Origin of the sequence: Pseudoselenomonas ruminantium, from assembly GCF_900142515.1 — a bacterium.
GTDB lineage: Bacteria > Bacillota > Negativicutes > Selenomonadales > Selenomonadaceae > Selenomonas_A > Selenomonas_A ruminantium_D.
This window is the reverse complement of sequence record NZ_FRBC01000010.1, coordinates 38,919-52,566: the sequence shown is the minus strand read 5'-3', so window position 1 is coordinate 52,566 and position 13,648 is coordinate 38,919. Positions and strand designations below refer to the sequence as shown.

Sequence of the window (13,648 nt, the reverse complement as noted above, 5' to 3'; positions counted from 1 at the left end):
TTGCGTATAGAGAGGGCGGTTGCCCTAAGGGAGGATATAGATAATGAAGAAACTGATCAACGGTGTAGAGTCAGTAGAGGAACAGATGATTCTCGGTCTGGTGAAATCAGCCCCCCAGAAGCTGAAGAAATTAGAAGAAGGCAACATTGTTGTACGGGCACAGAAAAAGGAAGGCAAGGTGGCGCTGGTCAGTGGCGGCGGCAGCGGCCATGAGCCGGCACATGGTGGCTTCGTGGGCGAAGGAATGCTGGATGCAGCCGTGGCCGGAGCAGTCTTTACTTCACCGACGCCGGATAAGATCCTGGCCGGGATACAGGCAGTAGCTGCGGACAAAGGCGTGCTCTGCATTGTCAAGAATTACACCGGTGACGTGATGAATTTTGAGATGGCCATCGATATGGCAAAAGATGAGGACATCGAGGCCGATTATGTGGTGGTCAATGATGATGTGGCGGTCAAGGACAGCCTTTATACTACGGGACGCCGCGGTGTAGCTGGTACTGTGCTGGTACACAAGATTGCTGGAGCCAAAGCCGAAGCAGGCGCCAGTCTTGCAGAGGTTAAGGCTGTAGCCGAAAAGGTGATTGCCAATGTTCGCACGATGGGGATGGCAATCTCACCCTGCACGGTGCCTGCAGCTGGCAAGCCAGGCTTTGAATTGGCTGAGGACGAAGTGGAAATTGGTATTGGTATCCATGGTGAGCCGGGTACAACTCGGGAACGGCTCAGCACGGCAGATGAAACGGCCAAAAAACTGCTCGACAAGATCTTGGCCGATATTGATTATAAGAACCAGGAAGTCGTGGTGTTGGTTAACGGCATGGGCGCAACGCCTTTGATGGAACTCTATATCATCAACAATTTCGTACAGGATTATCTCAAGGAACAGGGCATCAAGGTCTATGACACCATGGTGGGCAATTATATGACTTCCATTGAGATGGCGGGCTTCTCCCTGACGCTGCTGCGCCTTGATGATGAGATGAAGGCTCTGTATGATGCCAAGGCAGATACCCCCGCTTGGAAACGTTAAGAGGAGAGATATTATGTTAGACACAGCAAAAGCGGCAGGGATCATCCGTGCCATTGCCGCACGGATGGAAGCAGAAAAAGACTTTTTGACGCAATTGGACAATGAGATCGGTGACGGTGACCATGGCATCAATCTGGAGCGGGGCTTTAAAGCCGTGCTGGAAAAACTGCCGGAATGGGAAAATAGTGATATCGGTGCAATGCTTAAAGGTGTGGGCATGCAGCTGGTTTCCCATGTGGGCGGTGCCTCAGGGCCTCTTTATGGTACGGCTTTCATGAAGGCTGGTAATGTGCTGAAGGGCAAGAATGAGGCCAGTGCCGCTGACTTTGCCGCTGCGATGGAAGCTGCTATTGGAGGCATCAAGATGCGGGGCAAGTCCGAGATGGGGGAAAAGACCATGCTCGATGCTCTCTGCCCGGCCTATAAGGCTTTAGCGGAAGCAGTAGATGGCGGTGCGGAGCTCAAGGAGGCATTGGAAAAAGCCGTGGCCGCAGCCAAAGAGGGTGTGGAATACACCAAGACCATCATCGCCACCAAGGGACGGGCAAGCTATTTGGGGGAACGCAGTCTCGGCCATCAGGACCCGGGTGCAACATCCTCTTTATATATGCTCGAAGAAATGGTAAAATGTCTATAGACCTTTTTAGCAAGTAATTTGGTTTTCTCGGTGGGGGGAGAAATTTGGTCGGGATAGTAATCGTATCACATAGTGAAAAATTGGCAGCAGGGGTTGTGGAAATCGCCAGGATGATGGCACCGGATGCGCCTCTGGCTGCGGCCGGCGGTCTGGAAGATGGGGAGCTGGGGACAAGCTATGCCAGGATCAGTGCGGCTGTGGAAGAAGTGTATTCGGAAGACGGCGTGGCCGTGCTGATGGATATGGGCAGTGCCGTGATGACCACGGAAATCGTGGTGGAGGATATGGAGGATAAGAAGGTCATGATGCTGGATTGTCCTCTGGTGGAAGGCGCTGTGCTGGCGGCTGTGGAATCCACCGGCGGCATTACCCTGGAAGAATTGGCGGTCAAGATCAAGGAAGCTTACAATGTCCGTAAGTTCCCGGAATAGGAGATTCTCATGGAAAAAGACACATTGCATGTAATTGCTACCCGGCACAGTACCCGTAAGTTCAAACCAGAAATGGTAGCGGATGAGCTGTTGGCAAAGGTTATCGAGGCAGGCCGACGGGCCCCTAGCGGCAAGAGCAAGAATACGAATCACTTTCTGGTGATTCGCGATGCTGCTGTACTGGATAGATTAGTGGAGCTGGTGCAGGCCGAATTTGCTAAAATGGAGATTACGCCGGAGAATGAAGCTAATATTGGCGGGGCAATCAAGCTTTCCAAGAAGGGCAATTATGTTTTCAAGTACAATGCCCCCGTGCTGATTGTCGTGGCCAATAAGAAGGATTATGGCAACAATATGGCTGATGCCTGTGCGGCTATGGAAAACATGCTGCTGGCAGCCAATGCTTTGGACTTGGGCGCTTGCTGGATCAATCAGTTGCGCTGGCTGCAGGATAATCCGGTGCTGCTGGCTTATCTCCATGAGCTGGGCCTGGCTGAGGATGAGTGGGTGTTCGCTTCGCTGAGCCTTGGCTATCCGGATATGCCGGATGGCCTGCCCAACCGTAACATCGTGAATATCAGAGGCAATGAAGTGACCTATATCGGCTGACAAAGCCGTGCATACAAGGCGGAGGGATACCTCCGCTTTTCATTTACGCAGATTCGTGTATAATATTGAATGAGAATTTCAGCAAATTACGGAGGTGACAGAAATGAAAATCAGGGAACGTACGGAGGAACAGGAATACAGGATTTTGTCGCCTCTGGCGGCCAAGAGCCGGGAAGCAAGGCGCAAATACCCCATGGAGGAATGTGATTTCCGCACCAAATTCCAGCGGGACAGGGACAGGATCCTCCATTCCAAGTGTTTTCGCCGCCTGAAGCATAAGACGCAGGTCTATATCGTGGCCGGAGACCATTACCGCACCCGCATGACGCACAGCCTCGAAGTAGCACAGATTTCCCGCACCATTGCCCGAGGCTTGCAGCTCAATGAGGATTTGGCCGAGGCCATCGCTTTAGGCCATGATGTGGGCCATACGCCTTTTGGTCATGCAGGGGAATCTGTTATGGCTGAACTCACTGGCCATTTCACCCACAACGAGCAGAGCCTGCGGGTGGTGGAGTATCTGGAACGGAGCGGCCAGGGCCTTAATCTGACCTTCGAGGTCAAGGACGGTATAGTAAATCATACGGGCAGGCATTTGCCCAAGACGCTGGAAGGCCGTATCGTGCGCACAGCAGACCGCATTGCCTATCTCTGCCACGATTATGATGACAGCCTGCGGGCGGGGCTGCTGAAGCCCGGCGATCTGCCGGCAGAGATCTACGCGAAATTGGGGCCGGACACTTCCCGGATGATTACGAGCATGGTGGCGGATATGATCATGACCTCCCAGGGCACTGGTGAGATCTTGCAGTCGCCGGTCATCAAGCAGACGATGGATGTATTCCGGAATTTCATGTTCGAGCACATCTATCATTCCAATCGGCTTTCCCGGGAGAGGGAACAGGCTTCCTTCGTGCTCAGGGAACTATATCATTATTTCCTGCACCATACGAGCCAGCTGCCGCCGGAGTTTATCCAGCGTGAAGCCCGCTGGGGGCGGCAGCAGATTGTCACGGACTATGTGGCAGGGCTCACGGACAGTTATGCCGTGGCTTTGTTCGAGGAGATTTTTATGCCGCCCATGGGCAGAACGGTGGAAAAAAATAAAAAAGGATATTGACAAAGTGGGTAGAATACTATAATGTAAAAGAACTGTATGCAAAAAATGTTATAGTAAACGCAGAAAATTTTCGAAAAAAAGAAGGATATTGCTAAAAAATAGCGAATTGTATACGAGTATCTTGCAAATTACCATGGTTTAATCAGAAGAGGGGTTTTTATGCACAGAGAGGAAATGGATGAGTTTGTTGAGCAAGTGAATGCTCAATCAGACCTCCTGCAGGTTGTGCAGAGTTATGTTCCCTTGAAGCGCAAGGGAAACCGTTATTGGGGCTGCTGTCCCTTTCACGGTGAGAAGACCCCTTCTTTTTCTGTGGTTCCGGACAAGGGCTTTTTCTATTGCTTTGGCTGCCATGCCGGAGGGAATGTATTCAAGTTCTTATCACTCATTGAAAACATCTCTTATTTTGAAGCTATTAAGCTGCAGGCAGAAAAGCTCGGCATACCGCTGCCGCAAAGGCAGAAGTCGCCGCGGGAACTGGCCCGGGAAAAGGAAATTGCAGATTTGCGCAAGGTCAATGAGATGGCGCGGGACTTTTTTCATAACTGCCTGACCATGACAAGGTTGGGTGAGCCGGGGAAGGCTTATTTTGAAGGCCGTGCTATTTCTGCGGAAACCATTGAAGAATTCAAACTGGGGTTTGCCCCTAATGCCTGGGATAAGTTGTCCACCGCCTTTTTGAAGCGTGGAGTGAAGCAGGAATATTTGCTCGCAGGGGGGCTGGCCGCAGAGCGTAAGAATGGTGAAGGTGTATATGACCGGTTCCGCAACCGTGTCATGATTCCCATTGCCGATGAACGGGGACGGGTGGTCGGCTTTGGCGGCCGCGTATTAGATGACAGTACGCCCAAGTATCTGAACACACCGGAAACGGTGATCTTCAATAAGCGGCGCATCCTCTTTGGGCTGGACCGGGCGCATCGGGCCATCCAGAATGCCGGTTTTGCCATCGTGGTGGAAGGCTATATGGATGCCATCGCTGTTTTCAGCGCCGGAGTGAAGAATGTGGTGGCTTCTTTGGGGACGGCATTCACGCCGGAACATTGCAAGCTGCTGATGCGCTATGCGCCGGCTATCTGTTTCTGCTACGATAGTGATGAGGCCGGGCAGAAGGCAACAATCCGTGCCCTGTCCATCGTGCAGGGCACAGGCGCGGATGTGAAGGTCATCGTGGTGCCGGATGGCAAAGATCCCGATGAGTATATCCGCAAGCACGGGGCACCGGCTTTTCAGGAGCTCGTCAAGAAGGCTTTGCCACTGGTGGAATACCGCCTGCAATACGTGTTGAAACATTTTGCTTATGATACTTTGGAGGGCAAGGTAAAGGCACTCCATGCCATGCTGCCGGTGCTGACCGGTATCCGGGAACCGGCACTGCTCGGGGAGTATATCAAGCGCCTGGCGCAGGCGCTGCTTCTGGATGAGGGCATTGTGCGGGATGAACTGCGCAGGTTCAGCCATCAGCCATTGCCGCTATCGGAGGCGGAAGCTCCCCGTGTACCTATCCGGCAGGCCAGCCGGCGCACGGATACGGCCCTGCAGCGGGCGGGGCGCATTGCTATCCGCCTGGCCTGGCAGGACAGCGGCATCCTGCAGCATTTGGCCGCGATGGTGCCATTGGAGTCGATTGGCGACAATGCCCAGCGGGAAATTTTTCTTTATTTGCAGGATTTAGCCGCCCAAGGGCAGAAAACTAATGATATTGAGGTCGCTGACAAGTTAAGCGAGGAAGCCGTGGCCGAGTTGTCGCGAGCCATGGTGGAGGACTTGGGCGTCCTCAGTGAAACCGATGCCTATACCAAGGCAGTTGGTGTGTTGCGCAAGGCATATCTGAACTTGTGCTATATCAAACATTCCCAAAAGGCCATGGAATTATCCCAGGCCGGGGATACGGGCTATATTGAGGAACTCAATAAGGCCCAGCAAATCAAAACCGAAATGGAAGAATTGCAACTTGAGTGAAATCGTATGGAAGATTAAGGTCGTGGAAAGGGGTATGCTGAATGGCTGAAGCGAAAAAGAAGGGTGTCGCACAGGCTGAGGCTGGCAGTAAGAACCACAGTTCGCAGATTGTGGAAAATCTGTTGTCTAAAGGAAATAAAAACGGTGGTACATTGACTTATGGAGAACTCGTAGAAGCTCTCCAGCAGGAAGACCTGACCCCTGACGAAATCGACCGCATGTATGATACCTTCAGCCAGCAGGGTATCGAGATTGTGGATGATTCCTCTACCACGGATGTAGGGGATGATGATATTGATATTGACGACAAGGATGCGGAAGAAGTCGAGATTGACCTTTCCGTACCCGAGGGCATCAGCATTGATGATCCTGTGCGCATGTACCTGAAGGAAATCGGCCGTGTGCCCCTGCTTACGGCTGATGAAGAAGTGGCACTGGCCAAGCGCATGCAGGAGGGCGATGAGATTGCCCAGAAGCGCCTGGCTGAAGCCAACCTGCGTCTGGTCGTCAGCATCGCCAAGCGCTATGTGGGCCGTGGTATGCTGTTCCTGGATCTGATTCAGGAGGGCAACTTAGGTCTTATCAAAGCAGTTGAGAAGTTTGACTATACCAAGGGGTATAAGTTCAGTACCTATGCGACCTGGTGGATTCGTCAGGCCATTACCCGCGCTATTGCGGATCAGGCGCGTACCATCCGCATTCCGGTGCATATGGTCGAGACCATCAACAAGCTGATTCGCGTATCCCGCCAGCTCCTGCAGCAGCTCGGACGCGAACCGTCGCCGGAAGAGATTGCCAAGGAAATGGATATCAGCGTGGAACGCGTGCGGGAAATCATGAAGATTGCTCAGGAGCCTGTATCTTTGGAAACGCCAATCGGCGAAGAGGAAGACTCCCATCTGGGCGATTTCATCGAGGACCAGGATGCACCGGCACCGGCTGATGCGGCTTCTTTCATGCTCCTCAAGGAGCAGCTCGAAGAAGTGCTCGATACCTTGACGCCGCGTGAGGAAAAAGTCCTGCGCCTGCGTTTCGGCCTTGATGATGGCCGGGCACGGACACTGGAAGAAGTGGGGCAGAGCTTCGGGGTTACCCGTGAGCGTATCCGTCAGATTGAAGCCAAGGCCCTGCGCAAGCTGCGCCATCCGAGCCGCAGCCGCAAGCTCAAGGACTTCCTGGATTGATAGGTGGGGATTTTTCCCTTGACATTAGAGTGACTGTCCACTATAATAAACCTACTGATGCGTGAGCATCAATGTACATTCCCCGATAGTTCAGTCGGTAGAACGGTGGACTGTTAATCCATATGTCGCAGGTTCGAGTCCCGCTCGGGGAGCCATGAATATACAAGGGTGTAACGATTTGTTACACCCTTTTCTTATTGGAAGGGAGGCATCCTTATGCATTTAGATGACAGATTACAGGCATTGGCTGATTTTGTGCCGGAAAAGAGCCGTGTGGCTGATATCGGCACGGACCATGGCTATCTGGCTGTAGCCCTTATTGAGCAGGGCAAATCGGATTTTGTGGTGGCCGGAGATCTGAACCGGGGACCATATGAGGCGGCTAAGCGTACCGTCCATGAACACGCCATTGGTGAAGACGTTATTTCCGTGCGCATTGGTGACGGCTTGGCCGTACTGCAGCCCGGTGAAGTGGATACGGTCTGCATTGCCGGCATGGGCGGCATTTTGATGAATACCATCCTGGAAGCCCAACCGGAAGTTACAGAGAAGCTGACAACCTTGGTGCTTCAGCCTATGAATGGTGCACCGGAACTGCGGGAATGGCTTTATGATCATGCATGGCATATCGTGGATGAGAACCTCGTCATTGACGATGGCCGCATCTATGAGATCCTCAAGGCAGAGAAGGGTGCCCGCAAGAAACCTTCGGGGCTTGACCTGCTGGTCGGTCCGAAACTGTGGAAGAAGAAACCGCCTTTGCTCAGGCATCATATCGAAGCCTTGCTGTTCCAGCAGCGCCGTATCCTGAGCGGCATGGAAAAGAGCGAGCGGGCGAAGGGCGACCGCCGGTATGGTGTGATCAAGCGGCGTGTCAAGGCTTTGGAGGAACGGCTAACATGGTAAAGTGTCAGGTAGTGATGGACGCGTTGGAGCGCATTGCTCCCAAACGGCTGGCGGAGGACTGGGATAATCCGGGACTGCTGGTCGGCGGTTTCAATCAGGATATCCGCAAGATCCTCGTGTGCCTGGATGTCAGTGATGATGTGGTAAAGCAGGCTGTCCGCGAAGGTGCGGATATGATTGTGGCGCATCATCCCTTGATTTTCAAGGGACTCAAGAAAATTCGCACGGATTTGCCACTGGGGGCGAGACTTCAGCAGCTGCTGAAGCATGATATCGCCGTGGCGGCGGCTCATACCAATCTGGATATTGCCGTGGGTGGCGTCAATGATGTACTGGCGGCGAAAATTGGTCTGGGCAGGCTATCCACCTTTGTGATTACCTCCCAGGAGGCAGATGGCACGGTGGAAAGTCTGGGGCGTATGGGCAGCCTGCCCGCGCCGATGGCTGTGGAAGACTTTGCCCGTCAGGTCAGGGAGGCCCTGCCAACTGAACATGTGCGGCTGGTCAATGCCGGGGCGCGTCCGGTGCGCAAGGTGGCCCTTTGCAGCGGCAGTGGTGCTGAATTCATCCAGAAGGCGTCCTTTATGGGGGCTGATGTCTATGTAACCGGGGATGTGAAGTATCACGAAGCTCAGATGGCCGTGGAACTTGGCATGCATGTGATTGATGCCGGCCATTTTGCCACGGAATTCCCGGTGGTGGAAGTCCTGCGCAAACGGCTGGCAGAAGAACTGGCTGAGTACGATATGGAAGTTATCGCGGATCAGGAATCGCGGGATTTCTTTACGATAATCTGAATAAAAAAGTTTTAGGAATGAATGTATGTTGCGGAATGAGTTTACGAAACAGGCCCTGCGCTACCTGCAGATCACGCTGGGGGCACTGATTGTCTGTTTGGGGTTCAACCTCTTTATTATCCCTGCCCATCTGCTGACTGGCGGCATCAGTGGTGTGGCCTTGATTATCTATTATCTGACGGGTCTGCCTGTAGGTATGCAGAATATCGTCTACAACCTGCCTATCCTGTACCTGGCTTATCGAGTGTTTGGCCGGCTCTATGCCTGGGATACCATTGTGGGTACGGTGGTGCTGTCGCTGATTCTCGATGCCACGCATTTTATGGTGGATTGGAACATCACCCAGGATGGCATGCTCAATGCCATCTTCGGCGGTGTCATGGCGGGCATCGGCTTTGGCATCATTTTCCGGGCCAACGCCAATACTGGCGGTCTGGATGTGTTGGGAGCCGTGGCCAAGAAGTTCTATTCCCTGGATATGGGAACCTGTATCTTCGTGATGAACTTCATCATTGTCATGGCTTCGGCCTGGATGTTCAACATTGATGAAGCGCTTTATACACTGGTATCCATCTATGTGACGGCAGAGCTTACCAATCGTGTGGCGGCTGGTCTCAATCGGGAAAAGTCGATTTTCATCGTGTCTCCGGCAGCAGAACAGATCTGTCAGGAAATCATGGAAAATGTCCATCGCGGTGTGACCTATCTTGAGGGCAAGGGCGGATTTGCCCGGGAGCATAAGGACGTTCTGTTCATCGTGGTGCGTCTGACGCAGGTCAGCCGGGTCAAGGCTATCGTGGATCATTATGACCCGCAGGCCTTCATGATCGTGTCCGATACATCGGAGGTGTCCGGCAAGGGCTTTACCCTGGCCTGTGAGAGCTATCAGGATGCCCGCAGCAAATGGCTGGAAGAGCAGGAAAGACAAAGGGAAATTGAGAGTGGACAAGTGTAACAAAGGTTGCGATTTCGTCCGATGTAGGGTATAATACATCTAATTGTGAAACAAAACAGGAGGAGATTAGCTTGGATAAGTATTCACCACAGGAGATAGAAAAGAAATGGCAGGATAAATGGGAAGCCGATTCTGCCTTTAAGACGGAAATGGACGAGAACCGTCCGAAGTATTACGCGCTGGAGATGTTTCCGTATCCTTCGGGCAATCTGCATATGGGGCATGTCCGCAACTACTCCATCGGTGATGTGATGGCCCGCTACAAGACCATGGAGGGCTTCAATGTGCTTCATCCCATGGGCTTTGACTCCTTTGGCATGCCGGCAGAGAACGCTGCCATCAAACATAATGTAAAACCCGCTGACTGGACGTTCTCCAATATCGAGAACATGAAGCGCCAGCAGCGTTCCATGGGCCTGTCCTACGATTGGGATCGCGAGGCTATCACGTGCACTCCGGAATACTACAAGTGGACGCAGTGGCTCTTCGAGCTCTTCTACAAAAAAGGACTGGCTTACAAGAAAAAGGCTTCTGTTAACTGGTGCGACACCTGCGGTACGGTTTTGGCCAATGAGCAGGTTATCGACGGCAAGTGCTGGCGCTGTGACTCTGAAGTCCAGAAGAAGGACCTGTCCCAGTGGTTCCTGAAGATCACGGATTATGCCGATGTGCTCTTGAAGGACCTCGATAAGCTCAAGGGCTGGCCGGAACGCGTCAAGACCATGCAGGACAACTGGATTGGCCGCAGCGAAGGTCTGGAATTCGAGATGCCTGTAGAAGGAATGGAGGAAAAGCTTTCCGTTTACACCACCCGTCCTGACACGGCTTACGGCATTACCTTCGTGGCTCTGGCTGCCGAAAACCCGCTGGTGGAGAAAATCTGCGAGAATAACCCGAAGGCTGCAGAAATCAAGGCCTTCTGCGATAAGGTACGCAATCAGTCCGAAATGGAGCGTACTTCCAGCGAATCCGAGAAGGAAGGTATCTTCACGGGCGTTTACGCTATCAATCCGTTCAACGGCAACAAGGCCCAGCTCTGGGTGACTAACTACGTGCTGGCTGATTACGGCACGGGTGCCGTTATGGGCGTGCCTTCCGGCGACCAGCGCGACTGGATGTTTGCCAAGAAGTATGACCTGCCCATCATCCTGACCCTGCAGCCCAAGGACAAAGAACTCAAGCTGGAGGAAATGGACGCTGCTTATACGGATAAGGACGGCGTGCTTGTAAACTCCGGCAAGTTCACGGGCATGGAAATCCACAAGGCCATGAGTGGCATCATTGATGAAGCCGAAGCTCAGGGCTTTGGCAAGCGTAAGGTCAACTACCGCCTGCGTGACTGGCTGATTTCCCGTCAGCGTTATTGGGGCGCGCCGATTCCGGTAATCCACTGCCCGCACTGCGGCGAAGTGCTTGTACCGGAAAAGGACCTGCCGGTACGCCTGCCGGAGGATGTTTCCTTTGACAGCGGCGCTCTGTCGCCGCTGGCCACGAGCGAGGAATTCGTCAACTGCAAGTGCCCGCAGTGCGGCGCTGATGCCAAGCGGGAAACGGATACCATGGATACCTTTATCTGCTCCTCCTGGTATTACCTGCGCTACACCGACCCGAAGAACGACCAGGCACCCTTTGCCAAGGACAAGGTGAACTACTGGGCTCCTGTTGACCAGTACATCGGCGGTATCGAGCATGCCATATTGCATCTCCTGTATTCCCGCTTCTTCACCAAGGTGCTCCATGATGCCGGCCTTGTGGACTTTGATGAACCTTTCTCTAACCTGCTGACGCAGGGAATGGTGCTCAAAGACGGCTCCAAGATGAGTAAGTCCAAGGGCAACGTGGTTTCGCCGGAAGAGATCATTGCCAAGTACGGTGCTGATACGGCCCGCCTCTTCATCCTGTTTGCGGCTCCTGTGGATCGTGACCTGGAATGGAGCGATCAGGGCGTGGAAGGTGCGTTCCGCTTCCTGGGCCGCGTATGGCGTATCCTCGACCACTTCGAAGATATGGTCAAGGCTGGCCAGGATGAATATGATGTATCCGCGCTGACCAAGGACGAAAAGGAACTGCGCCGCGTGCTCCATGTGACCATCAAGAAGGTTACGGAAGATATCCGCGACCGCTTCATGTTCAACACGGCGATTTCTTCCATCATGGAACTGGTCAATGCCGCTTATGCGTTCCAGGATAAGGAACTCAATGTTGGCCTGGCCCGCGAATTCGCTGGCGCCCTGATTAAGATGCTGGCTCCCTTTGCTCCGCATATCACAGAAGAGCTCTGGAGCAACCTCTTTGGCGAGGGCAGCGTGCATCAGCAGCAGTGGCCCAAGTACGAGGAAGAGGCCACGAAGCTGGCGGAAATCGAAATCGTGCTGCAGATCAACGGCAAGGTAAGAGACCGCATCACCCTGCCGGCTGACATCGACAGAGCAGCCATGGAAGAGGCTGTCAAGGAACTGCCCCGCGCTAAGGAACTCACCGAGGGCAAGACCATCGTGAAGGTCATCTGTGTGCCGAAGAAGCTCGTCAATATCGTAGTGAAATAAAGCCAATAACCAATAGAAAAGCAGTGGAAAAGTCACAACGTGACTTTTCCACTGCTTTTTAGCGTGCAGGCTGTATCAGCTTTGCAGCAGGCTCAGGAACCAGCCGGCCTGATGATTGTTTTGGGCCAGCATGGCCTGCGCTGCCTGCAGAAGGATGTTTTCCTTGGTGAATTTCGTCATCTCTCTGGCCATATCCGTATCGGTAATGGTGGACATGGCGGCGGTAAGGTTCTCGCTTTCTGTGGTCAGGTTGCTGATGGTGTATTCCAACCGCATGGACATGGCACCGATGGTGGTCTGCTGGTCAAGTGCCCGCTCCAAAGCCCTGTCCAGGGCAGATAGCGCGGCATTAGCACTTTTCTGTGTGCTTACATCCAGTCCTTTGCCGTCTTTGCTGACCACACCCAGGCTGTAGCCGCGCATATCGCCGATGGCACTGGTCATACCGCGGTTGGCATCGGCACTGGTGGCGGTGTAAAAAAGACCGCCGGACTGTTTGTTCCGGGGCTCGATGCTTTCGTGGAAATCATTCAGGGCTGTAGTGGCGGCCTTTTTTATCTGTCCGTCCTTGTCCGTAACGCTGACGGTAAGGCCGGAAATGGCACCATCCAGCCCGGTGGCAGCTGCCGTGAAGGAAATGGCGTTTTCATTATCACTTGTATAGATCGTATTGCCGGCAGAATCGGTGCCGATAAGGCTGGTATCCTGCAGGGCACCGGAGGCAAAAATCGTCCCATCGATGTTGTTGAACTCCGCCAGCATATCGGCGAGTGTGGTCGTACCGGCACTGTAACTTCCATAATATGTATGGCCATCCTTCACATAGGAAAGATTTACGGTATCTGTGGCCAGTATGTTCAGGCTGTCACCGTCCCGCCGCAGAAGATCCGTCAGCTTTGTGCTGGCGGTGGTATCTGCAGCCAGGCTTTTGTTGGTCAGTACTTGAGCCGTGTCCAGGGCAGGGGAATTCAGGGAACCATCCAGGAGGAGCTTCCCGTTGAAGGTAATATTGGCATTGTCGTCGATCTGGTCACCATACTGGTCGAATAACTTCTGGATCGTGCGGCGGTCGCTATCCGTGCAGGTATCGCTGGCGGCTTCAATCGCCTTTTCCTTGAGATTGCGCAGCAGGTCGATGGTGGAGCTGATACCGCCTTCGGCTGTTTTCAACATGCTTTGGGAAAATTGAGCATTGCGGCAGGCCTGGTCAATGCCACGTATCCGCACGTCCATGCGCTGACCGATGGCCCACCCGGAAGGGTCGTTATCACAGGTGGCCCTCATACCTGTGGCCAGATGCTGCATATGCCTGGCCAGCTTGCTCTGATGCGTTCCGATAATGTTCACGATGTTCGTGGACATCACGGAATTGCTTACCATCATGGCTAAGACCTCCTTGTCTTATGGGTGAAAAATCCGAATATTCGCTTACAATCAGTCTAGCACAAAATCATTATCCTGTCAGTGA

General features: G+C 53.2%; 12 protein-coding genes and 1 tRNA gene. 12 read left to right on the top strand and 1 reads right to left on the bottom strand.

Features of this window, described 5'->3' with window-relative positions; genetic code table 11:
- Positions 1-43 precede the first annotated feature (43 nt).
- The 12 genes from dhaK to leuS all read left to right on the top strand — a co-directional run bounded on the left by dhaK (position 44) and on the right by leuS (position 12,180).
- Positions 44-1,033, top strand: coding sequence for a dihydroxyacetone kinase subunit DhaK (dhaK, locus tag BUB68_RS06645; protein ID WP_073089332.1), 990 nt, complete (start codon positions 44-46; stop codon positions 1,031-1,033).
- A gap of 13 nt (positions 1,034-1,046) precedes the next feature.
- The gene (gene dhaL, locus BUB68_RS06640; RefSeq protein WP_073089329.1) at positions 1,047-1,670 is read left to right on the top strand and encodes a dihydroxyacetone kinase subunit DhaL; all 624 of its coding nucleotides are present in this window, start codon (positions 1,047-1,049) and stop codon (positions 1,668-1,670) included.
- Between the two features lie 44 nt (positions 1,671-1,714).
- Positions 1,715-2,101: a dihydroxyacetone kinase phosphoryl donor subunit DhaM gene (gene dhaM, locus BUB68_RS06635; RefSeq protein ID WP_073089327.1), complete on the top strand. Its 387-nt coding sequence runs from the start codon at positions 1,715-1,717 to the stop codon at positions 2,099-2,101.
- Between the two features lie 9 nt (positions 2,102-2,110).
- Complete coding sequence (locus BUB68_RS06630) at positions 2,111-2,710, top strand: nitroreductase (protein WP_073089326.1); 600 nt, start codon at positions 2,111-2,113, stop codon at positions 2,708-2,710.
- Between the two features lie 103 nt (positions 2,711-2,813).
- Positions 2,814-3,830: a deoxyguanosinetriphosphate triphosphohydrolase gene (locus tag BUB68_RS06625; protein WP_073089324.1), complete on the top strand. Its 1,017-nt coding sequence runs from the start codon at positions 2,814-2,816 to the stop codon at positions 3,828-3,830.
- 159 nt (positions 3,831-3,989) lie between these two features.
- On the top strand, positions 3,990-5,792 hold the full coding sequence (dnaG, locus tag BUB68_RS06620) for a DNA primase (protein ID WP_073089321.1): 1,803 nt from the start codon (positions 3,990-3,992) through the stop codon (positions 5,790-5,792).
- A gap of 41 nt (positions 5,793-5,833) precedes the next feature.
- Positions 5,834-6,976 carry an RNA polymerase sigma factor RpoD gene (gene rpoD, locus BUB68_RS06615; RefSeq protein ID WP_073089319.1) on the top strand — a complete coding sequence of 381 codons (1,143 nt, stop codon included), beginning with the start codon at positions 5,834-5,836 and terminating at the stop codon, positions 6,974-6,976.
- A 79-nt stretch (positions 6,977-7,055) separates the two neighbouring features.
- Positions 7,056-7,131 (top strand) — tRNA-Asn (locus tag BUB68_RS06610).
- 61 nt (positions 7,132-7,192) lie between these two features.
- On the top strand, positions 7,193-7,882 hold the full coding sequence (locus BUB68_RS06605) for a tRNA (adenine(22)-N(1))-methyltransferase (protein WP_073089316.1): 690 nt from the start codon (positions 7,193-7,195) through the stop codon (positions 7,880-7,882).
- The gene (locus tag BUB68_RS06600; RefSeq protein WP_073089314.1) at positions 7,876-8,679 is read left to right on the top strand and encodes a Nif3-like dinuclear metal center hexameric protein; all 804 of its coding nucleotides are present in this window, start codon (positions 7,876-7,878) and stop codon (positions 8,677-8,679) included. Before BUB68_RS06605 ends, BUB68_RS06600 begins: the two co-directional genes overlap by 7 nt.
- Before the next feature lie 25 nt (positions 8,680-8,704).
- A complete protein-coding gene (locus BUB68_RS06595) occupies positions 8,705-9,634 on the top strand; it encodes a YitT family protein (protein WP_073089312.1) in 930 nt (309 codons plus the stop codon).
- Positions 9,635-9,705: 71 nt separating this feature from the next.
- Positions 9,706-12,180, top strand: a complete 2,475-nt coding sequence (gene leuS / locus BUB68_RS06590) for a leucine--tRNA ligase (RefSeq protein WP_073089310.1) — start codon at positions 9,706-9,708, stop codon at positions 12,178-12,180.
- 75 nt (positions 12,181-12,255) lie between these two features.
- Here leuS and BUB68_RS06585 read toward each other — a convergent pair whose 3' ends face one another.
- On the bottom strand, positions 12,256-13,563 hold the full coding sequence (locus BUB68_RS06585) for a flagellin N-terminal helical domain-containing protein (protein WP_073089308.1): 1,308 nt from the start codon (positions 13,561-13,563) through the stop codon (positions 12,256-12,258).
- Between the last annotated feature and the right edge of the window lie 85 nt (positions 13,564-13,648).